Source organism: Marinospirillum sp. (assembly GCF_044810985.1).
Lineage (GTDB): Bacteria > Pseudomonadota > Gammaproteobacteria > Pseudomonadales > Halomonadaceae > Marinospirillum.
The window spans coordinates 1,758,699-1,780,958 of sequence record NZ_CP085242.1 but is presented as its reverse complement, the minus strand read 5'-3'; the positions used below and the strand labels follow the sequence as shown (position 1 = coordinate 1,780,958).

Below are 22,260 nucleotides of genomic sequence, written 5' to 3'. Positions count from 1 at the left end.
GGCCGAAGCAGCGCCAGCTTCCAACAGTTACGCCTGACGACCTTAGCGAGTGGGAACCACCTGAACCCTTTTCGAACTCAGAAGTGAAACCGCTCAGCGCCGATGATAGTGTGGGGCTTCCCCATGTGAAAGTAGGTCATCGTCAGGCACCTATTCTGAAAACACCCCTTGAACTCACGTTCAAGGGGTGTTTTTCTATGCAACCAAAAAAATGCTTAACGAGGTAACACGATGATAAGACGCAATCCTAATGGTGACTCTCCACAGATTCACCCAGGTGCCTATGTCGATAATACTGCGATTATCTGTGGCAAAGTAATCATTGAAGATAATGTCTTTGTTGGCCCTTATGCAGTTATACGTGCTGATGAAACCAACGAAGAAGGTGATATGGATGCCATTATCATTCGTGCCAATTCCAATATTCAGGATGGGGTGGTGATTCATTCCAAGGCAGGGGGCGCTGTTGAAATTGGCGAATCAACCTCTATTGCTCACCGTTCAATTATTCACGGCCCCTGTAAAATTGGCAGCAAAGTCTTTATTGGTTTTAACAGTGTGGTATTCAACTGTGAAATAGGGGATGGCTGCGCGGTTCGTCACAATGCGGTGGTTGATGGCTGTGATCTCCCACCAGGATTTTATGTGCCTTCAACCATGCAATTGGGTCCGGAATCCAGCCTGGATGAGGTGCCGCGTGTTCAGGCGTCTGTTTCTGAATTTTCTGAGTCTGTGGTAACGGCCAACATTGAGTTGGTGAAGGGCTATAAGGCTTTGAGCAACGAATTTTAAAAAAACTGCCGCAAAAGCTGCGGCAGTTTTGTTTTTTCAACGCAGAAGTTGAATTTTTCCAATGGCTTTGCCACTGTCCAAATAGCCATGAGCTTGGGAAATTTCAGTGAATTTGAATTTCTTTTCAGCAATCAAGGGTTTTATCTTGCCTTCGTCAATCAATTGAACCAGGGCGGCCAGTCGGGCTGGTTCTGCCTCCATGCCTTTTCCTGTCAACATGGGCAAGGCGCGGAAGACAACATGCAAGGTCAGGCTCTTGCTGTGCATCAGTGATAAGTCATGCTGGCTGCGTGTATTGATGGATACGACCTGACCTGCCAGGCTGGCTGCTTTAAAGCTGTTGTCGAGTGCGACTCCACCTACAGTATCAAAGACCACGGGGAAACCTTCTCCCTGGGTGATTCGTTTGACATAATCTTCAGGCTCTTCTTCACCATACAAAAGGGTTTCATCAGCTCCCAGACTGCGGGCAATGTCTGCCTTTTCGGGTGAAGAAACACTGGCTGCCACCTTGGCTCCTTTGGCCTTGGCCAGTTGGATGGCAACCTGGCCGACACCACCTGTGCCTCCCTGGATCAGTACCCATTGGTTGGGCTGAATTTCAGCTCTTTCCACCAGAGCGCTCCAGGCCGTCATGAACACCAGTGGCAGCACAGCGGCATCTTCAAGTGGCAGCTTCTGGGGTGCAGGGGTCACCAGTCGGGCATCCGCAACCATATAGTCAGCCAGAGCACCCTGGCGGCCTTTAAGACCCCCTGCGCAGCCAATCACTGCATCACCTTCCTTGAACTGGCTGACGCCTTCACCCACCTGATCAATGATGCCAGCCACATCCGCATTGAGAATCGCTGGTAGTTCGGGCCCGGCAGGAACCAGTCCTGCACGGATTTTCAATTCCAGTGGGTTGACGCTACTTGCCTTTACCTTGATTCTGATTTCGCCCGGGCCTGCCTGAGGGTCGGGCAGTTCTGCTTCCTGAAAAACGTCATAGTCTCCATACTCTTTAATGACCATTGCGCGCATTGTTCTTTTGCTCTTCTAGTGGGTTGATTGTAGAGTCAGTTCTCGCAGTTTAGCTGCTAACCCTTCCAAAATCATGTTTTCAGGTGATATGAGTGCTAGCGACCATTATCAACATTGTTCTGCCGGTATTTCTTGTGGTGGCCACGGGTGCAGGCTATGCGCACTGGTTCAAGCCGGATATTGCCTGGATCAATCGGATCAACATGGATGTGTTTATACCCGCACTGATTTTCTCGGTACTTTCCGGCAGTGATTATAATCTGGGTGAGTATCTGCATCTGGTGTTCGGTGCACTTGCGGTCTCCCTGGGTTCCGGTCTTCTGCTCTGGCCATTTCTGAGAATCCTGAAGGTCAGTGGTAAAACCTTTTTGCCACCCATGATGTTCAATAATACCGGTAACATGGGGATTCCCTTGTTGGTACTGGCTTTTGGCGAAGCAGCCTTGCCAGCAGCAGTGACGCTTTTTATCACGGTCAACCTGTTGCACTTTACCCTGGGTCTTTACATTCTGGATCGATCCACCCGTATAGGCTCATTGCTTAAAGTGCCTATCGTCCTGGCTACCTTTGCGGGTTTGGTCTTCAGTTATACGGACTGGCAGTTGCCGTCGGCTCTGGCTTTGCCAGTTGAGATGCTGGGGCAGATATCCATTCCCCTGATGCTGTTTGCTCTGGGTGTGCGTTTTCTGGATGTGGATCTGAGTGATATCAGGCTGGGGATAATCGGCGCACTGGCTTGCCCGCTTTCCGGTGTTCTGGCGGCTTACCTGGTGGCGCCTTTTCTCAATTTGCAGGGCGAGCAGTGGGGCATGCTGTTGGTTTTTGCAGCTCTGCCCCCGGCTGTCCTGAATTTCATGCTGGCCGAAAAGTACCAGCAGGAGCCGCAGAAAGTTGCTTCTATCGTTCTCGCAGGCAATCTGGCCAGCTTGATTATTATCCCAGCGGCTCTGTGGCTGGCCTTGCTTTAAGATGAACTCCGGTTTTTGGCAAAGTGGCTTTCCTGCTCTTCCTGAAGCTGTTTGGCTTCCATGGAAAGCTCTGCGGTGGGTCGTAGCAGGAGTCTCTGCAAGCCAATGGGTTCGCCGGTTTCAGCACAGTAGCCGTAATCTTCGTTATCAATTCTTTCCAGGGCGGTATAAATTTTGTTTAAAAGTTTGCTTTCGCGGTCGGCCTGACGAAGCAGCAGGGCTTTTTCTTCCTCCAGGCTGGCTTTGTCGGTTTCATCACCCTGCTCAGGCGGGGTGGTAATATCTTTGCGCAGGGCATCCAGGTGTGCCGCCACTTCATCACGATGCTCCAAAAGCAACTGGCGAAAAAAGGCCAGCTGGTCTGCATTCATGTAGCTGTCTTCAGGCATGGCCAGCAACTCTTGTTCGCTGAGTCGTTGTTGTTTGTTCATGGTGTTTCTCCTCGGTTGCCCAGGATTCATACCGTATTACCAGTATAACGATCTGTTGGTATTTCGCTGGTGAAATTAAAAGGGTGTGGATTCCGTGACTTCAAAAACAATCTGATAGTCACGCAGAATTTCCGGGCAGCCGTGAAGTGAGCCACAACCCCGCCCATCTTCCACACGCAGAACATAGGTTCCTGGCTCCAGCTCACGTACAATCTTGAAGTTACGCCCTTCTCCACTGCTCCAGTTTCGGGTGATCGTCCTGCCATCCTGGTGAAAAAGGGTGGCTTCGGGGTAAATGGTATTGCTGCGCTTGGGTGTTTTGCTTTCCAGTAAAACTTCGGATTTTTTTTCCAGCTCAAAATAAAACCGGACCACTTCATTTTCGCCTAACACCCCTTGGTAGTTTTGCCCGGCCTCCAGCTTGATAAAAGATTCGGGAATCTCTGCTGCGGCTAGATTTTGGCTGATGATCAGGCAGGCCAGAATAATTAGAAAATGCTTGAACATGGATCGGATTCCTTGGGTTTGCTTTTGGATACCCTAATTGAACCAGGGTTGCATCCAGTTGAGCAGGCTTTCAGGCCAGGGCAATAACCAGACAAGAGCTGTCAGTGCCGCCAGTGCCAACAAAGACCCGCTAATAAAATCTTTCTGGTAGATCTTCAAGGCGCTGCCGAAGGAGCGCTTGAGTCTGGCGCCTTCAAAGTCAACACTGTAGAGTTCATCCAGTAGTAGGTGCAAGATAAATCCAAGAAAAATCGCCAAACCCTGTAACCAAATGATGAGGTCATCCACTGCCATAAAGCTGAGCCCCAGATGAATCCAGCCCAACGCCCAGATACTGGCAATCAATAAACTGTGGCAAAGCCCCCGGTGACGGGTAAAGCGCTGAAAAAACCAGGCCAATGGATAGCGGGTGAAAACCCAGGCAACCAGAGCAATCAGCGCTACCCGCCACCCAGGTTGTTGGGGTTCGGAAAACGACCAGAAGCTACCAGGGTCTTGGGGATGGGTCAGAACAACGGCCATCAAAGCGGCCATCAGGGCAAAAATATTGAACAACCAGCGTACTGGTCTGGCTTTATCGACATCAATATCCGGTAGTAGTGTTCCGGCTATGAAAAAGAATAATAAAAACAGACTGGAGATGGCATCCAATTGAGCAGTCACTAAGAGTGCAGTGCTCAGGCTGCTTCCAATTGCAGCTGCAACACCGGTATGTGTGGCAAAGTTGGCCATGAAGCTATCCATTAAGTTAAGTCTTTTCAAAAGCTTAACATTAAAGCTGGATAAATGAACAGCTTTATTGGCCCTGCTGCAGGTGTGCGTTTGTCGACAGGTGTTTATAATAGCGCACAAGTTTTCGGCCAGACCAGAGTCTGGAGTTTTTTCAGGAATTACCGAGGTAACAGACACAATGATTATCAAACCCAAATACCGTGGCTTTATCTGTACAACAACCCATCCCACGGGTTGCTATAAAAATGTCCAGGAGCAGATTGCCATTACTCAAAAGCAGGGCGTCAAGACGGATGGCCCGAAAAAAGTACTGGTGATCGGTTCTTCCAGTGGTTATGGGCTGGCTGCCCGCATTACCGCTGCTTTTGGTTACCAGGCAGACACCCTGGGGGTTTTCTTTGAAAAACCGGCTACTGAGCGCAAGCCGGGTACGGCGGGCTGGTACAACTCCTGGGCCTTTGAAGAGGAAGCCAAAAAGGCAGGCCTCTATGCCAAATCCATCAATGGGGATGCCTTCTCCCATGAAGTGCGTGCCAAGGCCATTGAGCTGATCAAGCAGGATATGGGGGAAGTGGATCTGGTGATTTATTCCCTGGCCTCACCTGTGCGTAAATTGCCTGACAGCGGTGAAGTGAAGCGTTCAGCCTTGAAACCCATCGGTGAAACCTACAAGTCCACCGCGATCGATACCAACAAGGATGAAATCATCCATGCCGAAGTGGAACCGGCAACCCAGCAGGAAATTGATGACACCATTCAGGTCATGGGTGGTGAAGACTGGGAACTCTGGATGCAGGCTTTGGATGAAGCGGGCGTATTGGCCAAGGGTGTTAAAACGGCGGCTTTCAGTTATATCGGCACTGAAATCACCTGGCCGATCTACTGGCATGGTGCCTTGGGTAAAGCCAAGGAGGATCTGGACCGTGCGGCCAGTGAACTCAACAAGAAGCTGGCGGACAAGTATTCAGGCTCTGCAAATGTAGCTGTACTCAAGTCAGTGGTAACACAGGCCTCTGCTGCCATTCCGGTGATGCCTCTTTACATTGCCCTGGTTTACAAGGTGATGAAAGACAAAGGTCTGCATGAAGGCACTATTGAGCAGCTCAACCGTCTCTACCGTGAACAACTCTTCCGTGAAGATGATCAGGCCATGAATCTGGATGAAGCCAGCCGCATTCGTCTGGATGACTGGGAATTGCGCGACGATGTCCAGAAAGCCTGCAAAGAGCTCTGGGAAAAGGTGAACAATGACAACCTGTTTGAGTTAACCGACTATGCCGGTTACAAGCATGAATTCCTCAAGCTGTTCGGCTTTAATCGTGATGATGTCGACTATGAGGCGGATGTTTCCCCTCTCGTTGATTTTGACGTGGTGGAAGTCAAGTAAGTGAACGGACTCCACCCAGGGGAATTCTTGTTCCCCTGGGTGGTTGCCCTTGAATGATGATTTCTAGGTTTTAAAGTAGGCTACAGAACCACGCAGTTCTTCAGCAATATCCTGCAGTGAGGTGGCTACCGAACTGGCTTGTGTCGAAGCCGCAGCTGTTTCCACGGTCATGCTGGCGATGCTTTCCACCTGCTGAGCCACATCCTGGCTGACAGCGGTCTGCTCTTCCAGTGCAGTTGAGGTCTGGTTGATGACATCGGCTGTTGAAAGAGCCCCTTCCTTGATTTGCTCAATAACCACGCCTGCCTCTTCCGCTTGATCCGAGCCGGTATTCACCACTTTCACAGTGCTTTGCATGGACTCTACAGCCTGCTCAATCTCATCTTGAATGCCTTTAACCATCTCCGAGATTTCATCCGTGGCATCACTGGAGCGTTGGGCCAATTGCCGCACTTCATCGGCCACCACAGCAAAACCCCGGCCATGTTCCCCGGCGCGAGCGGATTCAATCGCCGCATTCAGAGCAAGGAGGTTGGTTTGCTCTGCAATGCCCTGAATTTGATCAACAATCAAGGATATCTTGTTGGAGCGCTCACTCAGCTCTTGCAGCTTTTCTGCCGTTTTGGTGGATTCACCGGCAATCTTCTGCATGCTGGTCACCATATTCTGGACAACATGGTTGCCCCGATCACTGCTTTGCCGGGCATCTTCAGAAAAATCATAGGCCTGGCGAGCGCTCTCGGAGACATGGCTGATACTGACAGTGAGCTGCTCGACAGCAGCGGAGATCTGATCCGTGGATTGCGACTGTTCCTCAGTCGCCTGGCTGATGGAACCCGCGGTCTCTGCAACCTGATTACTGGAGGTGGCCAGCTGTTCGGACTTGTCCTTGAGTCCTATGACCAACTTGCGTAAACGGTTGCGCATGCGTGAAAAGCTTTTCAGAACCCGGCTGATTTCATCCTTGCCATCGACTTCGACGGCTTCGGAAAGGTCACCCTGGCCCACCGTTTCTGCAACTTCAATCACTTCATCAAGACGCTGGGCTATACGACGAACAATCGGTAGGGCAACCAGAAGAATAACTGCCAGTACAAATCCCAGTGCAGCAAGAGTAAACCAAAGCAACTGATCCAGTTGGCGGTTAGCCTGATCAAGGCGCTGGTCAAAGGTACCCTGGACTTCAGCCTCAATGGCTTCAGCCTGGGTAATCAGCTCAACCAGAGAATCCAGCGCCTGGGCCTCCTGCTGTTGCTGACCTTCGGCCTGTTGCTGGCCTGCATCCAGTAGGGGCTGGTAATGATTTTGCTGATGTTCCTGGAAAGTGGTGAGTAGCTGTTCCAGGTCGGCAAGACGGTTGGCCTGAATATTCGGGTCCGTGTGATCCCTGACTTCCTGTACCTTGTCAGTGAACACTGCTTCTTGTTCCTGATAGCGTTGATAGTGGCGATCCAGACCGGTATTTGCATAGTTCAGGGCACTGGCCTCCATGCCATTAAGGGCAGTGGTGATGTCGCCCAGGGCCTCCATGTTGCCAGCGGTTACCCTGGATTCATCCAGGGTGTCCTGCAAAAAAACCTTCTCCACGGCCAGGAGCGCGGCCACGCCCAACATAAGCACAAAGATAGCGGTAAAAACCAGATAAAGACGTCCTTTAATCGTTGCCAGGATTGAAGACATAAAAACTCCTTGAATTGACTTCAATAGATGAATGGGACTTCCATCTATAAGCCTAGCAGCCAGAATTGAAAAAAGATTAAAGATTGGTTAATTGTGGACAATCCAAAGGGTAAGCGGGAAGACTGATTTCCAGTAATTCACTGGCCGGGTAGGCAATGCAAGGCAGGATTTGGCCTGCTCTTCTGTCCTTGTTGTCCAGAGCATGGGGTTGGCGTCCAAGGTAATCCACCTTGCCTTGAAACAATTGGCAGGCACAGACACCGCAAACACCATTGCGGCAGGACTCCCGCCAGGGAACCCCGCCCGCCTGAAAGGAATCCAGCAGGGTTTGACTGGAGGATGCCTCCAGCTCCCTGCCATCCAGAAGCAGTCGAGGCATCAGTGGGCCTCATCCCAGTTGTCACCACTGGCAGCCTCAACAATCAAAGGGACATCCAGTTCTGCGGCTTGTTCCATGGCGGGCTTGACGCCTTCCATCAAAGCCTTGACCTGATCTTCCCGGACTTCAAAAACCAGCTCATCGTGGACCTGCATGATGATGCGGGCATCCAGACCGGAAGTGTTCAGCCAGACCTGTACATCCAGCATGGCTTTTTTCATGATATCGGCAGCGGTGCCCTGCATGGGTGCGTTGATCGCGGTTCGCTCTGCTCCTTGACGCTGGTTGTAGTTGCGTGAGTTGATTTCCGGCAGGTAAAGCCTGCGCCCGAACAGGGTTTCCACATAACCTTTTTCCCCGGCACTTTGCCGGGTTGCATCCATATAACGCAGCACGCCGGGGTAGCGATCAAAGTAGCGGTCAATGTAGGTTTGGGCCTGATGACGCTCCAGGTGCAGTTGCCGCGCCAGGCCATAGGCACTCATGCCGTAAATCAAACCAAAATTAATCGCCTTGGCACTGCGGCGCTGGTCCGGGGTGATCTGGTCGGCAGGGGTTCCGAACACTTCCGAAGCGGTGGCCAGGTGGATGTCCTGATCTTCGGCAAAGGCTTTCAGAAGCCCCTGGTCACCGGACAGGTGAGCCATGATGCGCAGTTCGATCTGGGAATAGTCCGCCGCTACCAGTTTGTAGCCAGGCTCGGCAATGAAGGCCTGACGGATGCGTCGGCCCTGCTCGGAACGAATGGGGATATTCTGCAGGTTGGGGTCGGAACTGGACAGACGCCCGGTTGCAGTGACGGCCTGATGGTAGCTGGTGTGAACCCGGCCCGTGGAAGGCTCGACCAGTAATGGCAGTTTATCGGTATAGGTGTTCTTGAGTTTGGACAGGCCCCGATGCTGCATGATGACCTTGGGAAGCGGGTAATCCAGAGCCAGCTCCTCGAGTACCGCTTCTGCCGTGGAAGGCGCACCTTTGGGGGTTTTCTTCTTGATCGGCAGCTTTTGTTCTTCAAACAGGATTTCTGCCAACTGCTTGGGGGAACCCAGATTAAAAGCATGACCAGCCAGTTCATGGGCTTCTTCTTCCAGTTCCAGAATACGCTGGGCCATTTCCTGGGAATGGCGCTGCAGGTGGGGGACATCAATCTTGACGCCCTGGCGTTCGATTCTCGACAGCAGAGGCACCAGAGGCAGCTCCAGTTTTTCCAGAACTTCCTGAAGGCGACCCTCGGCTTTGACTTGAGGGGCCAGGGTCTGATGCAGCCTCAGGGTGACATCCGCATCTTCAGCAGCATAATGGCTGGCCTGTTCAAGATCGATCTGATCAAAGGTCAGTTGTTTTTTGCCTTTGCCTGCCAGGTCTTCAAAGCTGGTGGTTTTATGGCCCAGATATTTAAGGGCCAGAGAGTCCATGTCATGGCGGGTGGCCGTGGAGTTGAGGACATAGGATTCCAGCAGCGTATCGGCAGCAATGCCCTGCAGCTCTATGCCATAACGGGCCAGAACACTGATGTCGTATTTCAGGTTCTGTCCGATTTTGCCGATTTTGGGGTCTTCCAGCAGGGGTTTGAGATCGGCCAGAATCCGGTCTCTGTCCAGTTGCTCGGGTGCGCCGGGGTAGTTGTGAGTCAGAGGCAGATAGGCGGCTTCGCCGGGTTCAATGGCAAAAGACAGGCCGACCAGCTCAGCCTGCATGTAGTTGAGGCTGGTGGTTTCGGTATCCACGGCAAAAACAGCGGCTTTTTTCAGTTTACCCAGCCAGCGCTGCCAGTCTTTTTCTTCAAGCAGGGTCTCATAACCACTGGAGTTCAGGCTTTGGGTTTCAGGTGGGTTCTGGGCGCTGGTGATTTCACCGAGATTTTTCAGCAGGCTGTTGAATTCCAGACGGGTGTAAAGTTCACGCAGTTGTTTGGTATCCGGTTCAGTGGGCTGCAACTGGTCATAGCGCAGCTCCAGATCACAATCGGTTTTAATGGTCGCCAACTGATAAGAAAGGTAAGCCTGCTCTTTGTGTTCTTCCAGCTTTTTGGGTGTGGTTTTGGAACCTCGAAAGCTTAATGCAGGAATTTCATCCAGACGGGCATAAAGCTCGTCCAGACCCCCGATCCCCTGCAGCAGGGCCTGGGCGGTTTTTTCACCAATACCGGGAACGCCGGGAATATTGTCGGATTTGTCGCCCATCAGGGCCAGAAAATCAATAATCAGCTCCGGCCCGATACCGAATTTTTCCTTGACCCCTTCCACATCCAGGGTGCTGCCCGTCATGGTATTGACCAGAGTGACCCAGGGGCAAACCAACTGCGCCATATCCTTGTCCCCGGTGGAAATGACCACGGGTTGTTTTTGTGCAGCAGCCTTGCGGGCCAAAGTGCCGATCACATCATCGGCCTCCACGCCTTCGACAGCCAGCAGGGGTAAACCCAGGGCACGCACACAGGCATGCAAAGGTTCAATCTGCTGGCGCAGGTCATCCGGCATGGGAGGGCGGTGGGATTTGTACTCGGCAAAGAGTTCATCCCGGAAAGTGGGCCCTTTGGCATCAAAAACAATCCCGATCGGACTGTTCGGATAACTCTTCATCAGGCTCTGAATCATGTTGAGAACCCCTTTGATGGCCCCGGTGGGTTGGCCTTGAGAGGTCATAAGGGGGGGCAGGGCGTGATAAGCACGATAAAGATAGGATGAAGCATCGACCAACAGCAGAGGTGGGTGGGTTGTTTCAGTCATTCAAATCTTCCGAAATCTAGGGGTAAGAAACTCTTTTGAGTTACAATTAAGACAAGGTTATCAGGAATACTAAAGGAGAACTGGCGTGATGCAAAAACTAATTTGGGTGCTGCTTCTGGCCCTGCTGAGCTGGGCACCAGCCGGAAGTCTGCTGGCCAGTGATCCGGTGGAATCAGAAATTGTGATTCGTGAAGAAGAAGACAGAAAAATTGAAGAGTTCTGGGTGGATGGCAAGCTGGAAGCCATCAAGGTAACCCCCAAGGTGGGTAAACCCTACTACCTGGTTGACCCTGACGGGCGTGCACTGGATGACCAGGAAAGAGGCAGTCTAAGGCTCCCCAGTTGGAAGATCTTTCAGTGGTAAAACAAAAAGACAAGTACTCGCACCCGATCAAGGCTGCGGTTATCAAAACGGGCTGGTGGTTACTTTCACGACTGCCTCTGGGGTGGATACAAGCCCTGGCTGTACCTCTGGGCAAATTGATCTGGCGTTTTTCCAAACGTGAAAAACGCATCAGTCAGGTTAATGTGGAGCTTTGCTTCCCCGATAAAACCCCTTGGGAAAGGGATCAATTGGCTCGGGGAGCCCTGATTGAAAGCACCAAAACAATGCTGGAGATGGGCTATGTCTGGATGGCTCCCAAGGATCAGGTGCTGGGTAAAGTGAAAAAAGTGACGGGCGCGGAACAACTGCTTGCCTATCAGGCCAGGCAGCAGCCGGTCATTATATTGGGGCCACATATTGGCCAGTGGGAGATGATTGGTCAGTGGTTTGCCAAGGAATACCCCTTGACCTGCATGTATTCACCGCCACGAATTCGAGAGCTGGACCCGGTCATTCGCCAGGGCCGTTGCCGTACCGGGGGCGGTCTGGTTCCAGCCGATGTCAAGGGAGTGGCTGGCTTGCTGAAAGCCTTAAAGCGGGGTGAAATGGTGGGTATTCTGCCTGATCAGGAACCTGAACAAGGGCAGGGAGGTATTTTCGCACCCTTCTACGGTATCCCGGCTTTAACAGCCACCCTGCTGCCCAAACTGGTCAAAAAAACCGGAGCACGGGTTTTTACTGCCCTGGCCAAACGCCTGCCCAAGGGGCAAGGCTATGAAATCATCATCATCCCGGCTGATGAAAGAGTTTATTCCGAGGACGATCAGTTGGCTGCTGAAGGAGTGAATGCCAGTGTGGAGCAGATCATTGACTATGCGCCCATCCAGTACCAGTGGTCCTACAAACGCTTTAAAAAACGCCCGGACGGTGGGCCGCAGCCCTATAACAAATGAGCCTGAATTCAAAGGGGCTTGCCAGCAACTTCTCAGGACGCGTGAATACATCCCTGTAAGCTCTGGCAGAACTCATTCCCGATGAATCGCTGCACTTCCCACTTCCATGTAGGTCGGCCACGACCTCCTGTCGTGGACAGCCTGAGAAGCCGCTACCAACCCCTTGCTTGTTAACTATTCTGGCCTTTGATGAGCAGGGAATAAAAAAAGCCATCATGTCCGTTGTTCCTGGGCAGTAGCTGCCGCCCCCAGCGGGTGGCTTGGCCCCAATCGGCTTCAATGACTTCCACCTGGGCATCCTTCTGCTGGTGGGTAAAGCTGGCCAAGGGATGGGCATTTTCTTCGGGCAGGATGGAGCAGGTGGCATAAACCAGTTTGCCGCCGGGTTTGAGCAGAGGCCAGAGGGCTTGCAGGAGTTTTAATTGCACCTCGGCCAGTGGCTGGATATCGCTTTCCCGGCGCAAGAGTTTGATGTCCGGGTGGCGGCGAATCACTCCCGTGGCCGAACAGGGGGCATCCAGCAGAATGCGGTCAAAGGCTTGTCCATCCCACCAGCTATCCGGGTCAGCGGCATCGGCACACTTCACTTCCGCAGTCAGTCCCAGGCGTTTGAGGTTTTCATAAACTCGTGGCAAGCGCTTTTCTTCACTATCCAGAGCCAGTAGCTGAATGTCAGCGGACTCCGCCAGGTGGGTGGTTTTTCCACCGGGCGCACAGCAGGCATCCAGGACTCTCTGTCCGTCCTGGACGTCCAATACCCAGGGCGCCAGCTGGGCGGCTTCATCCTGAACACTGAACCAGCCATCGGTAAATCCCGGCAAAGCCAGGGGGCTGGTGGCCTCTTTCAGCAGGATGCCGTAGGGGCTGGCGGGGGTCGCACTGGCCTCAATGCCTGCCTGCTGAAGCTGTTGCAGATAGTCTTCACGACTGAGGTGACGCTGGTTGACCCTCAGGGTCATGGGCGGTTGCTGATTGTTGGCTTCACAGATTTGTTGCCAGTCCTGGGGGTAAGCCTTCTTAATTTTTTTCAGCAGCCAGGGCGGGTGAGCGGTGGCCGGACTTTCCTTGTTCATGGCCAGGGCTTCCAGCTCGGTTTGTTCACGCTGGAAGCGGCGCAGGCAAGCATTCAGGAGTTTGCTGGCCCAGGGCTTTTTGAGTTTTTTGCTGGCTTCCACACAGGTGTCGATGGCCGCATAGTCAGCCACCCGGCCTTCCTGAAGCTGATAAAGACCGACCAGCAGTAAGGCCAGTACGTCAGTATCCCGGCTTTTCAAGGGTTTTTGCAGCAGTTGACCGGCATAATAATTGAGTCGGGGATAAAAGCGGCAGACACCAAAAGCCAGAGCCTGGGTCAGAGCGGCCTCGTCAGTGGCCAGGCCCTGTTGCGCTTTGGGCAAAGTGCTGCTCAGGGAGGCCTGCTGGCGCAGGACAGGAACCAGAGCCTGGACACTACTGAGGCGTGCGGCAAGACCCTCACTCATAAATTCTGCTCAGGCAAGGCAAACACCTGTCCGGCATAAAAGCGTTCGGGATGGCCATTCAGGAGGTCTGTGGCACTTAATTGGCGGGCACCGGGCAATTGCAGTCGGGTCAGCTTCAGGCAGCCTTCACCGCAGGCTACAACCAGGCCATCCTTTTCGATATCCAGAAGCGTTCCCGGTGGGGCATTGTGATCAATGCTTAAAGGTTTTGCCGCCCAGACGCGAATGACTTCCGGTTGCTTGTCCTGATTGTCGGCCACAAACCAGGCCACGGGCCAGGGGTTGAAACCACGTATGGCCCGCCCCAGCTCTTCGGCTCTCAAGCGCCAGTCCAGCCGCGCTTCTTCCTTGCTGAGCTTGCTGGCATAGGTCGCCTGAGTCGGGTCCTGGGGCTCAGAATTCAACCGGTTGTTTTGCAACAAGGGCAAAGCCTGCAAAAGGGCTTCGCCACCCTGAACAGCCAGGCGATCATGCAGGCTGGCACTGGTGTCTTCAGCAGTGATCGGGCAGTGGGTTTTATACAACATGCTGCCGGTATCCAGGCCTTTATCCATCTGCATCAGAGTGACACCGGTGGCTTCATCACCGGCCAGCAGAGCACGCTGAATGGGTGCGGCTCCCCGCCAACGTGGCAGCAAGGAAGCATGGACGTTAATGCAGCCCAGGCGGGGAATATCCAGCACCGCCTGAGGCAGCAGCAGGCCATAGGCCACCACGATCATTAGATCGGGTTTGAGTGAGGCCAGCTCTGCCCTAGCCTCTTCAGACTTGAAATTTTCCGGCTGATAAACAGGCAGTTGCTGTTGTTCGGCCAGTTGTTTGACCGGGCTGGGTTTGAGTTTACGGCCCCGGCCTGCCGGGCGGTCAGGTTGGGTGTAGACCGCGACCAGTTCCCAGTCGGGGTTCTTGGCTTGCAGTAAGGCTTTGAGACTGGATGCAGCAAAATCAGGTGTTCCGGCGAAAACAAGGCGCATGAAGGACCCTTAGGCTTTTTGACGTTGTTGTTTCAGAAGCTTCTTTTTGACTCTTTCCTGCTTGAGGCGGGAGAGATAATCGACAAAGACAATGCCTTTCAGGTGATCGCACTCATGCTGGACACAGTGGGCCAGCAGACCTTCGCATTCAAATTCCTGGGGCTTGCCGTGCCGATCCAGGGCATTGACACGGATTCTGACGTAGCGTTCAACATCGGCATAATACTCAGGCACGGACAGACAGCCCTCTTGCATCAGCTCACAAGCCTCTTCAAGGGGAGTGAACGTCGGATTGATCAGCACCCTGGGCTGATCTTTACTTTCTGATACATCTATAACAAGCAGTTGTTTGTGAAAATCCACCTGGGTGGCAGCCAGACCGATGCCGGGAGCCTCGTACATGGTCTCAAACATGTCATCAATCTGTTGTTGCAGCTCCGGGGTAAAGTCCGCCTCCGACAAGGGCTCTGCCTTGGTTCGCAAGCGTGGATCAGGGTATTCAAGGATATTCAGTAGACTCATGTTGTGCTTCTCTAATCAAATTAAGTTTTTTGCCTCTTGCTCCCTTTCCGGCTTTCAGGCAAAGTGTAACCGAAAGTAATCATGGTTTCTGGCAAGGGTGGCCTTATGCTGACTGGTCGAGTACGTCAATTTCTTCTTGCTCTATTTCTGCTGATCTTTTCAGTCAGCCTTCATGCCGTTAGTTTAAAGCCTGATGCGCCTGAACGCTATGAAGTTAAGCGCGGCGACTCCCTCTGGTCGATTGCAGCCCAGTATCTTCAGGATCCCTGGATGTGGCCGCAGCTCTGGCAAGCCAACTCTCAGGTGGAAGATCCGCATAAGCTCTACCCCGGTGATGTCATCTATCTGCTGGAGGGGGAAAACTTTCTGCGCCTTGAACCCCGCCTGCGAATCATGACCCTGCAAGCCCCGATTCCCTTTATGCCGTTGGAGAAGGTTGAAGCCTACCTGAATCGCGACATCATGGTGGATCGTCCTGAATTTGAAGACTCTCTCTATATTTCCCGGATTGAAGGGGGGCGCAGCCTGGGCTCTCAAGGCAATCAACTGGAAGTGCTGGGTGATTTGACGCCGGATGTGAAGCGCTACGGAATTTACCGGGATATTGAAGAAATTCGTGATCCCCTGACCCGCCGTGTTCTGGGGCATATGGCAAGAGCCGTTGGTGCTGCCCGCTTGATCCGGGATGAAGAAGGCTATGCCGCCACCCTGGAAATCACCGACAATTATGAAGAGATTCGGGTCGGGGATCGTCTGATGCCTTTTGGTTCTTCGCCCTTTGATGACGGTTTTAATCCCGCTCCGCCCAAGGAGCCGGTGACCGGCCTGGTGGTGCGTTCCCTGGAACCCGGCCAGACTCGTATTGGACAATACCAGCCAGTAATGTTGAACCAGGGACATGAAGAATTAAAGCCCGGCGATCTGCTTCAGGTTCTTGAACCGGGCAAGAGAAGACGTGACCCGCGCAATGGTGAAGTCATCTTTGCCGGAGAGAATCCTCGGGGTCTGGTCATGGTTTACCGGGTTTTTGACAAGACCAGCTTTGGCCTGGTGATGAACTCCAATCAGCCCCTTTACCCCGAAGATACCTTCAGAAGGGCACCCGACCTCATACCCTGAATTTGTCCGGCTCAAGGAGGAGCAAGAAATGCCACTGCACAACTCGTTAACCACAACCCTTCAGGATCTGGTGATCTGGCTGCTGCCGGGTCTGACGGATCGCAAACTGCAGAAATTGATCCCAGAGCTGGGTTCTGAGCCACACCCCCTGCTGGAAGCCGCCTACCGTCTTCCCGGTTTGCCGGCGAAAACCCGCGACCTGATTCAAATAGCACTGCATGACCCCTGGCAACTTCCCTTTGCGAAGCAGCTGGAAGCCCATCTACGCTGGGCCGAGGCCGAAAATCACTGGCTGCTTCCCCTTCGGGAGCTTCCCGATCTGCTGCAACAGCTCCCGGATCCTCCTTACCTGCTGAGTGTTCAAGGTTGTCCCGAAGCTCTGCAAGGTCCGTCGCTAGCGGTTGTAGGTAGTCGTCGCCTCAGCCCGGAAGGTCGCTCTCTGGCTTATCACTGGTCTCACTGGTTGGCCTGGCAAGGCCTGAATCTGGTCAGCGGCCTGGCACGAGGTGTGGATGGTCAGGCCCATCAGGGTGCTCTAAAAGCCAGGGAAGAAGGCGCAACCGGCTGCACCCTGGCCGTGTTGGCGCATGGTATGGATTCCCTTTACCCACCGGAACACCAAGACCTGGCGGCTCGGCTACTGGATCAGGGCGGCGCTCTGGTCAGCGAATACCCCCTGGGCAATCGACCCCTGGCCCGCCAGTTTCCCAAACGCAATCGCATCATCACCGGCTTGTCTCTGGGAACTTTGGTGGTGGAAGCCACTCTGCGTTCCGGTTCTTTGGTGAGTGCCCGCCTGGCCATGGAGCAGGACCGGGAAGTGATGGCTGTTCCCGGATCGGTGCGTCGAGAACAGAGCCAGGGCTGTCACCAACTGATTCGACAAGGTGCTGCCCTGGTTACCTGCCCGGAAGAGGTTCTGCAGGAAATTCAGCAGCCGTTGCAGTTCCAACTGGAAAAAGAGTCGCAAGCCAACCCGCAATCTGTGCAAATACCTGAAAAGCTGCAATCTATCTATTGCTTATTAACGGATGTGCCCCAATCTATGGATGAACTGCTGCTGCAAGCGCAACTGGACGCTGCCACCGGCATGTTGCTACTGCAGGAGCTGGAACTGGAAGGACTGGCTGAACAGCAGCCGGGTGGTTGGTGTCTAAGCACTTGAGTACTTCCCTGTAGGGGAGTAATCTGCCCTCCTTCCATTTGCCCTCGGCCTGTTGGGCTTTTCTCCTGAATCCAGGAAATTGAGTGATAAAGAAATGAGTGTAAAACCTGTTGATGCCCAAGCGGTTGCCGAAGCGGCCGCGGTATTGCGCCAGGGAGGGGTTGTTGCTTATCCGACGGAAGCCGTCTGGGGGCTGGGCTGTGATCCTTTTAACAGCCGCGCCGTGCAGCGTCTTTTGTTGCTAAAACAAAGAGATCCCGGCAAAGGAGTCATTCTGATCGCTGCTTCCATGCAGCAACTCCGGCCCTGGCTGACGGGGCTGGAAGCGGACAAGCTGGAAAAACTGGAAGCCAGCTGGCCGGGGCCTTATACCTGGCTGGTCACGGATAATGGCTATACCCCGGAACTGATCAAGGGGCGACATGAAAAGGTCGCCTTGCGGGTAACCAATCACCCCTGGGCTGTGGCTCTTTGCGAAGCCTTTGGCGGCCCCCTGGTGTCCACTTCCGCCAATCTGGCCGGTGAGCCTACCCTGCAAAGTTATGATGCCGTGATACAAGCCTTTGGCGATGAAGTGGATGCGGTATTAAATGGCCCTCTGGGCGGATTGGAGGGGCCATCACGAATCACTGATCTGGATACAGGCGAGGTTTTGCGCGCCTGAAAAGAGTTTGAGGAGAAATTGAGTGTCGAGCGTTGATATTGCTGCCGTCAAAAGCTATCTGCTGGAGTTGCAAGACAGCATCTGCAAGCAGTTGGAAGCCCTGGATGGTCAAGCCTTCCTTGAAGAAAGCTGGGAGCGACCCGCTGGAGGTGGAGGGCGTACCCGGGTGCTGGAAGAAGGCAACCTGATCGAAAAGGGCGGGGTTAATTTCTCGCATGTTTTTGGTGATCAACTGCCGCCTTCAGCAACCGCAGCCCGCCCCGAACTGGCCGGACGCAGTTTTCAGGCCATGGGTGTTTCTCTGGTCATTCACCCGCGTAATCCCTACATTCCCACCTCCCATGCCAATGTGCGTTTCTTTGTTGCCGAAAAAACCGGCGAAGACCCCATCTGGTGGTTTGGTGGCGGCTATGATCTGACCCCCTACTACCCCTTTCTGGACGATGTGATCCAGTGGCATCAGGTGGCCAAAGAAGCCTGCGAACCCTTTGGCCCTCAGGTGTATCCGCAATACAAAAAATGGTGTGATGAATACTTCCACCTCAAGCATCGCGATGAGCCCCGAGGCGTGGGCGGGCTTTTCTTTGATGACCTCAGCGAACCGGATTTTGATCACTGTTTTGCGTTTATGAAAGCCGTGGGTGACAGCTACATGCAGGCCTACCAGCCGATCATCGAAAAACGCCGCGACCTGGAATACGGTGAGCGAGAACGCGAGTTTCAGGCCTTTCGCCGCGGCCGCTATGTGGAGTTCAACCTGGTCTGGGACAGAGGCACTCTGTTTGGCCTGCAAAGCGGTGGCCGTACCGAATCCATCCTTATGTCACTACCACCCTATGTGCGCTGGGGTTATGACTGGAAACCCGAGCCCGGCTCTGAGGAAGAAAAACTCTACACCGACTTCCTGAAACCCAGGGACTGGCTGGCTGAAGCCCAAGGCTGAGCAGGCCATGGATAAACTGGATGCGGTGGTGATCGGTGCCGGGGTGGTGGGTCTGGCCGTGGCGCGTGCCCTGGCTCAGGCCGGGCGGGAAGTGCTGGTGCTGGAAAAGAATACCCGCTTTGGTGAGGAAACCAGTGCCCGCAATTCTGAAGTCATTCATGCCGGTTTGTATTATCCACAGGGTAGCCTCAAGGCGCGAAGCTGTGTTCGTGGCAATCAACGACTCTATGCCTACTGTCAAGAAAAAGGTGTTACCCATCAGCGTTGCGGCAAGCTGATTGTCGCCACATCTTCGGAGCAACTGGACAAGCTGAAAGCCTTGCAGGAAAAAGCCCAGCGTAATGGCTGCATTCCCCTGGAATGGCGCAGCAAGGAAGAATTGGCTGTTCTGGAACCCGAACTGCAAGCCGAGGCTGCACTTTTCTCACCAGCCACCGGCATCATCGACAGTCACGGCCTGATGCTGGCGCTGCTGGCGGATTTGGAAGCAGCCGGAGGTCAGTTGGCAACCGCCAATGCCGTTACCGGCGGCCAGCTCAACCCAACTGACCGAATTCTGGAGCTGGAGGGTTTTAGTGTTCAGGCCAACCTGGTGGTTAACGCCGCAGGTCTGCATGCCCCGGAGCTGGCCAGAAAGCTTCATGGCCCTCAATCCTGGATACCGCAACCTTACTTTGCCAAGGGCAACTACTTTTCCCTGCTCGGTAAACCCCCCTTCAAGCATCTGATTTACCCTCTTCCTGAAGCGGCTGGGCTGGGTATCCACCTGACCCTGGATTTGCAAGGTCGTGCGCGTTTTGGTCCTGATGTTGAATGGCTGACCACTGCAAATGCGGATACACTGGATTATTCAGTTGCAGAGTCACACAGAGCAGCCTTTGCCGAAGCGATTCGCAACTACTGGCCGGGTCTGAAAAGCGAAGCCCTGCAGCCTGACTACGCGGGAATCAGGCCGAAATTGAGTGCTCCGGGTAGTGAAGCAATGGATTTTCAGCTGCTGAATGAAGAAACACATGGCTGTCCGGGCGTGATACATTTGCTGGGTATTGAATCCCCCGGTCTGACTGCCAGCCTGGCACTGGCTGAAATCGTGACTGAACAACTGCTGTCCAATAATCAATAAGTTCCAGGAGCCTGAAGTGACGGATACCTATGCCGTTTTTGGCAATCCCATCGCGCACAGTAAATCCCCCTTGATACATGGCTGGTTTGCCGAACAGACCGGACAGGACATGACCTACCAGGCCCTGTTGGCACCTGAGGATGACTTTCAGGGACAGGCCGAAGCCTTTTTTGCTGAAGGTGGGCAGGGGGCCAACGTCACAGTGCCCTTCAAGCTGGATGCCCTGGTTTTTGCCGATAAGCTGTCCCCCCGAGCCAGACGGGCCGGAGCCGTCAACACCCTGCAAAAAGGCCAGAATACAGAAATCTATGGTGACAACACCGATGGTATTGGCTTGGTGCGGGATCTGACGGATAACTTGGGTTTGGATCTGAAAGGCAAGCGTGTATTACTGGTTGGAGCCGGGGGGGCCGCAAGAGGCGCGGTGGAGCCGTTGATCAATGCCGGTGTCGCCCGCTTGAAAATCGCCAACCGTACCCCGGAGAAAGCTCAGCAATTGATCAAGATTTTTCACGGTCTGCAACCGGAGGCCGAGCTTGCCGCAGGCAACTGGGATTCTCTGGAAGGCAATCAGTTTGATCTGATCATCAATGCCACTTCGGCCAGCCTCTCAGGCAATGTACCTCCCTTGCCGAGGGGCCTTTTTGCTCCCGGCGCTGTGGCTTATGACATGATGTACGCGGCACGGCCGACCCCCTTCATGAGCTGGGCTGAAGACGTCGGTGCCTCAGAAGTGAGTGATGGTCTAGGCATGCTGGTCGAGCAGGCGGCAGAAGCCTTTTTCCTCTGGCGTCAGGTACGCCCGGAAACCACCGGTATTCTGCACCGCTTGCGCATGCTGCTTCAGGAAGAAGCCCATGGCTGACTTGATCCGGCAGTTCACCGCACTGCGACCCTTCAATCGCGAAGCCCCGAAAGGCTTTGACCTGGAAAAGCTGGAACGGGAACTGGAAAGCGACCGGGGCCGCATTATCAATTCAGCCGCGGTGCGGCGCCTGCAACAGAAAACCCAGGTCTTTCCACTGGAGCGCAATGCAGCGGTGCGCAGTCGCTTGACCCACTCGCTGGAAGTCCAGCAGACCGGGCGCTTCATCACCCGCAGTGTCTTCAAACTGCTGCGCGAAGAAGGGGCTGATCCGCAACTGCTGAAGCTGGAACGCTCGGCGGAATCCCTGGTGGAAATGGCCTGCCTGTTACACGATATCGGCAACCCGCCTTTCGGTCATTTTGGTGAGGCTGCTTTATCCCGCTGGTTTGCTGAACACCTCGAGGAATTGGAACCCTTCAGTCGAGACCTGAACAGCCTGGAACAGGAAAGCCTGCGGGGTCAGTTGCTGCGCGAACTGAAAAGCTTTGAAGGTAATGCCCAGGCCATTCGCCTGATAGTCAGTCTGCAAAAGCTTAACCTTACTTACCTGCAAACCGCCTGCGTCCTGAAATACACCCGCTGTGCGACTCGGCCTCGCCCGGATGCAGACAACCCACTCAGCTACCTGCAGAAAAAACCCGGCTACTATTTTTCCGAAAGTCGCTTTATTGAAGAACTTTACCAGACCCTGCAGCTTCAGCCCGAGCATCGCTTTGCCCTGACCTACCTGATGGAAGCCGCCGATGACATTGCCTACTGTCTGGCCGATATCGAGGACAGTGTGGACAAGGGAATCCTGACCCACCCACAACTGGCGGAATTACTGAAAGAAGAGTTTGCCGCTCTCTATCCCGGCTACCCCAAGGGGCCGCACTTCAACGGAAAATCCTTTGCCGAGTTGGTGGATGCCGCCTTGCAAAAGGCCGAAAAAGAGCCCATCAACAAAGATCACGAATTCTTTGTCTGGCTGCGCGTTGGTCTCATCCACCCGCTGGTACAGCATGCCGCCCAGACCTTTGTTGAGCAGTTGCCCCAAATGGAGGCGGGAAGTCTCGACCGCGCCCTGCTGGAAGATGCCTCTCCCTGCCATGCCGTGGTACAGACCCTGAAACAGGTGGGCTTCAAATACGTCTTCAATGTCGATGAAGTTTCCACCCTGATGCTTCAGGGTTACCGTATTCTCACCGGTCTGCTGGACTTCTATCTGCCTCTGCTGCAACTGCCTGCGGATGCTTTCAAGCACCTGGAAAAAGGCGAAGGCTGGAATGAGTATCTGGTGGAAAGCCGACTCTTCCAGCGCCTGCCCAGAAAACACCTCAAGGCTTACCAGCAGCTTAGAGATTCAGCAGAAGAACTGGGTGTCGGGCAACTGCCCGAAGATATCTGGGAAGCCTACTGCCGCTGCCGCTTGCTGCAGGACATGATCAGCGGCATGACCGACCAGTTTGCTCTGGATGAATACAAAACCCTGGCCGTACTGGACTGAAGGAAAACT

The 22,260-nt window shown here is 53.8% G+C and carries 22 protein-coding genes and 1 rRNA gene; 13 read left to right on the top strand and 10 right to left on the bottom strand.

Annotated elements, in window-relative coordinates:
- The first annotated feature begins 32 nt into the window (after window positions 1-32).
- Window positions 33-148: ribosomal RNA gene (gene rrf / locus LG323_RS08520) — 5S ribosomal RNA — on the top strand.
- Window positions 149-231: 83 nt separating this feature from the next.
- Window positions 232-792: a carbonate dehydratase gene (locus LG323_RS08515; RefSeq protein ID WP_310697095.1), complete on the top strand. Its 561-nt coding sequence runs from the start codon at window positions 232-234 to the stop codon at window positions 790-792.
- A 36-nt stretch (window positions 793-828) separates the two neighbouring features.
- Here LG323_RS08515 and LG323_RS08510 read toward each other — a convergent pair whose 3' ends face one another.
- Window positions 829-1,815, bottom strand: a complete 987-nt coding sequence (locus tag LG323_RS08510) for a zinc-binding dehydrogenase (protein WP_404414876.1) — start codon at window positions 1,813-1,815, stop codon at window positions 829-831.
- A 92-nt stretch (window positions 1,816-1,907) separates the two neighbouring features.
- On the opposite strand from LG323_RS08510, the gene LG323_RS08505 reads away from it, so the two are divergent.
- Window positions 1,908-2,783, top strand: coding sequence for an AEC family transporter (locus LG323_RS08505; RefSeq protein ID WP_404414873.1), 876 nt, complete (start codon window positions 1,908-1,910; stop codon window positions 2,781-2,783).
- Here the strand turns inward: LG323_RS08505 and dksA are convergent.
- The 3 genes from dksA to LG323_RS08490 all read right to left on the bottom strand — a co-directional run bounded on the left by dksA (window position 2,780) and on the right by LG323_RS08490 (window position 4,453).
- A complete protein-coding gene (dksA, locus tag LG323_RS08500; protein ID WP_404414870.1) occupies window positions 2,780-3,214 on the bottom strand; it encodes an RNA polymerase-binding protein DksA in 435 nt (144 codons plus the stop codon). The two genes, LG323_RS08505 and dksA, sit on opposite strands and share 4 nt — an antisense overlap.
- 75 nt (window positions 3,215-3,289) lie before the next feature.
- On the bottom strand, window positions 3,290-3,721 hold the full coding sequence (locus LG323_RS08495; RefSeq protein ID WP_404414867.1) for a hypothetical protein: 432 nt from the start codon (window positions 3,719-3,721) through the stop codon (window positions 3,290-3,292).
- A gap of 33 nt (window positions 3,722-3,754) precedes the next feature.
- Entirely contained in the window at window positions 3,755-4,453 is a 699-nt protein-coding gene (locus LG323_RS08490; RefSeq protein ID WP_404414865.1) for a metal-dependent hydrolase, read from the bottom strand.
- Between the two features lie 178 nt (window positions 4,454-4,631).
- Between LG323_RS08490 and fabV the strand changes: the two genes are divergently transcribed.
- Window positions 4,632-5,840, top strand: coding sequence for an enoyl-ACP reductase FabV (fabV, locus tag LG323_RS08485; protein ID WP_404414862.1), 1,209 nt, complete (start codon window positions 4,632-4,634; stop codon window positions 5,838-5,840).
- A gap of 63 nt (window positions 5,841-5,903) precedes the next feature.
- On the opposite strand, the gene LG323_RS08480 is transcribed toward fabV, so the two are convergent.
- The 3 genes from LG323_RS08480 to polA all read right to left on the bottom strand — a co-directional run bounded on the left by LG323_RS08480 (window position 5,904) and on the right by polA (window position 10,628).
- On the bottom strand, window positions 5,904-7,520 hold the full coding sequence (locus LG323_RS08480; protein WP_404414859.1) for a methyl-accepting chemotaxis protein: 1,617 nt from the start codon (window positions 7,518-7,520) through the stop codon (window positions 5,904-5,906).
- A 76-nt stretch (window positions 7,521-7,596) separates the two neighbouring features.
- Entirely contained in the window at window positions 7,597-7,899 is a 303-nt protein-coding gene (locus LG323_RS08475; RefSeq protein WP_404414856.1) for a 2Fe-2S iron-sulfur cluster-binding protein, read from the bottom strand.
- Complete coding sequence (polA, locus tag LG323_RS08470; RefSeq protein ID WP_404414853.1) at window positions 7,899-10,628, bottom strand: DNA polymerase I; 2,730 nt, start codon at window positions 10,626-10,628, stop codon at window positions 7,899-7,901. The genes LG323_RS08475 and polA overlap by 1 nt, the downstream gene beginning before the upstream one ends.
- 88 nt (window positions 10,629-10,716) lie before the next feature.
- Here polA and LG323_RS08465 point away from each other — a divergent pair, with 88 nt between their 5' ends.
- Window positions 10,717-10,992, top strand: coding sequence for a DUF2782 domain-containing protein (locus tag LG323_RS08465; protein WP_310697085.1), 276 nt, complete (start codon window positions 10,717-10,719; stop codon window positions 10,990-10,992).
- Complete coding sequence (locus LG323_RS08460; RefSeq protein ID WP_310697084.1) at window positions 10,986-11,906, top strand: lysophospholipid acyltransferase family protein; 921 nt, start codon at window positions 10,986-10,988, stop codon at window positions 11,904-11,906. The genes LG323_RS08465 and LG323_RS08460 overlap by 7 nt, the downstream gene beginning before the upstream one ends.
- Before the next feature lie 170 nt (window positions 11,907-12,076).
- Here LG323_RS08460 and rsmB read toward each other — a convergent pair whose 3' ends face one another.
- The 3 genes from rsmB to def are packed head-to-tail and all read right to left on the bottom strand — an operon-like array spanning window position 12,077 to window position 14,883.
- On the bottom strand, window positions 12,077-13,387 hold the full coding sequence (rsmB, locus tag LG323_RS08455) for a 16S rRNA (cytosine(967)-C(5))-methyltransferase RsmB (RefSeq protein WP_404414850.1): 1,311 nt from the start codon (window positions 13,385-13,387) through the stop codon (window positions 12,077-12,079).
- On the bottom strand, window positions 13,384-14,361 hold the full coding sequence (gene fmt, locus LG323_RS08450; protein ID WP_404414847.1) for a methionyl-tRNA formyltransferase: 978 nt from the start codon (window positions 14,359-14,361) through the stop codon (window positions 13,384-13,386). Before fmt ends, rsmB begins: the two co-directional genes overlap by 4 nt.
- 9 nt (window positions 14,362-14,370) lie before the next feature.
- On the bottom strand, window positions 14,371-14,883 hold the full coding sequence (gene def, locus LG323_RS08445) for a peptide deformylase (RefSeq protein ID WP_404414844.1): 513 nt from the start codon (window positions 14,881-14,883) through the stop codon (window positions 14,371-14,373).
- A 105-nt stretch (window positions 14,884-14,988) separates the two neighbouring features.
- Here def and LG323_RS08440 point away from each other — a divergent pair, with 105 nt between their 5' ends.
- The 7 genes from LG323_RS08440 (at window position 14,989) to dgt (ending at window position 22,251) form a co-directional block, all read left to right on the top strand.
- Window positions 14,989-16,002 (top strand): LysM peptidoglycan-binding domain-containing protein, encoded by a 1,014-nt coding sequence (locus LG323_RS08440; protein ID WP_404414842.1) that lies wholly within the window; start codon window positions 14,989-14,991, stop codon window positions 16,000-16,002.
- Window positions 16,003-16,030: 28 nt separating this feature from the next.
- Window positions 16,031-17,167 carry a DNA-processing protein DprA gene (dprA, locus tag LG323_RS08435; protein WP_404414839.1) on the top strand — a complete coding sequence of 379 codons (1,137 nt, stop codon included), beginning with the start codon at window positions 16,031-16,033 and terminating at the stop codon, window positions 17,165-17,167.
- A gap of 94 nt (window positions 17,168-17,261) precedes the next feature.
- Window positions 17,262-17,831, top strand: a complete 570-nt coding sequence (locus LG323_RS08430; RefSeq protein ID WP_404414836.1) for an L-threonylcarbamoyladenylate synthase — start codon at window positions 17,262-17,264, stop codon at window positions 17,829-17,831.
- Between the two features lie 22 nt (window positions 17,832-17,853).
- Window positions 17,854-18,774, top strand: a complete 921-nt coding sequence (gene hemF / locus LG323_RS08425; protein ID WP_404414833.1) for an oxygen-dependent coproporphyrinogen oxidase — start codon at window positions 17,854-17,856, stop codon at window positions 18,772-18,774.
- A 7-nt stretch (window positions 18,775-18,781) separates the two neighbouring features.
- Window positions 18,782-19,897, top strand: coding sequence for an NAD(P)/FAD-dependent oxidoreductase (locus LG323_RS08420; protein WP_404414831.1), 1,116 nt, complete (start codon window positions 18,782-18,784; stop codon window positions 19,895-19,897).
- Window positions 19,898-19,913: 16 nt separating this feature from the next.
- Complete coding sequence (aroE, locus tag LG323_RS08415; protein ID WP_404414828.1) at window positions 19,914-20,762, top strand: shikimate dehydrogenase; 849 nt, start codon at window positions 19,914-19,916, stop codon at window positions 20,760-20,762.
- Window positions 20,755-22,251, top strand: coding sequence for a dGTPase (dgt, locus tag LG323_RS08410; protein WP_404414825.1), 1,497 nt, complete (start codon window positions 20,755-20,757; stop codon window positions 22,249-22,251). The genes aroE and dgt overlap by 8 nt, the downstream gene beginning before the upstream one ends.
- The last annotated feature ends 9 nt before the right edge of the window (window positions 22,252-22,260 follow it).

What these genes read in the sequence shown, in the direction of transcription:
- LG323_RS08515 (WP_310697095.1), top strand. Translation starts at nt 232, where the DNA reads ATGATAAGACGCAATCCTAATGGTGACTCTCCACAGATTCACCCAGGT.
- LG323_RS08510 (WP_404414876.1), bottom strand. Translation starts at nt 1,815, where the DNA reads ATGCGCGCAATGGTCATTAAAGAGTATGGAGACTATGACGTTTTTCAG.
- dksA (WP_404414870.1), bottom strand. Translation starts at nt 3,214, where the DNA reads ATGAACAAACAACAACGACTCAGCGAACAAGAGTTGCTGGCCATGCCT.
- LG323_RS08495 (WP_404414867.1), bottom strand. Translation starts at nt 3,721, where the DNA reads ATGTTCAAGCATTTTCTAATTATTCTGGCCTGCCTGATCATCAGCCAA.
- LG323_RS08490 (WP_404414865.1), bottom strand. Translation starts at nt 4,453, where the DNA reads ATGGCCAACTTTGCCACACATACCGGTGTTGCAGCTGCAATTGGAAGC.
- fabV (WP_404414862.1), top strand. Translation starts at nt 4,632, where the DNA reads ATGATTATCAAACCCAAATACCGTGGCTTTATCTGTACAACAACCCAT.
- LG323_RS08480 (WP_404414859.1), bottom strand. Translation starts at nt 7,520, where the DNA reads ATGTCTTCAATCCTGGCAACGATTAAAGGACGTCTTTATCTGGTTTTT.
- LG323_RS08475 (WP_404414856.1), bottom strand. Translation starts at nt 7,899, where the DNA reads ATGCCTCGACTGCTTCTGGATGGCAGGGAGCTGGAGGCATCCTCCAGT.
- polA (WP_404414853.1), bottom strand. Translation starts at nt 10,628, where the DNA reads ATGACTGAAACAACCCACCCACCTCTGCTGTTGGTCGATGCTTCATCC.
- LG323_RS08465 (WP_310697085.1), top strand. Translation starts at nt 10,717, where the DNA reads ATGCAAAAACTAATTTGGGTGCTGCTTCTGGCCCTGCTGAGCTGGGCA.
- rsmB (WP_404414850.1), bottom strand. Translation starts at nt 13,387, where the DNA reads ATGAGTGAGGGTCTTGCCGCACGCCTCAGTAGTGTCCAGGCTCTGGTT.
- fmt (WP_404414847.1), bottom strand. Translation starts at nt 14,361, where the DNA reads ATGCGCCTTGTTTTCGCCGGAACACCTGATTTTGCTGCATCCAGTCTC.
- def (WP_404414844.1), bottom strand. Translation starts at nt 14,883, where the DNA reads ATGAGTCTACTGAATATCCTTGAATACCCTGATCCACGCTTGCGAACC.
- LG323_RS08440 (WP_404414842.1), top strand. Translation starts at nt 14,989, where the DNA reads ATGCTGACTGGTCGAGTACGTCAATTTCTTCTTGCTCTATTTCTGCTG.
- dprA (WP_404414839.1), top strand. Translation starts at nt 16,031, where the DNA reads ATGCCACTGCACAACTCGTTAACCACAACCCTTCAGGATCTGGTGATC.
- LG323_RS08430 (WP_404414836.1), top strand. Translation starts at nt 17,262, where the DNA reads ATGAGTGTAAAACCTGTTGATGCCCAAGCGGTTGCCGAAGCGGCCGCG.
- LG323_RS08420 (WP_404414831.1), top strand. Translation starts at nt 18,782, where the DNA reads ATGGATAAACTGGATGCGGTGGTGATCGGTGCCGGGGTGGTGGGTCTG.
- dgt (WP_404414825.1), top strand. Translation starts at nt 20,755, where the DNA reads ATGGCTGACTTGATCCGGCAGTTCACCGCACTGCGACCCTTCAATCGC.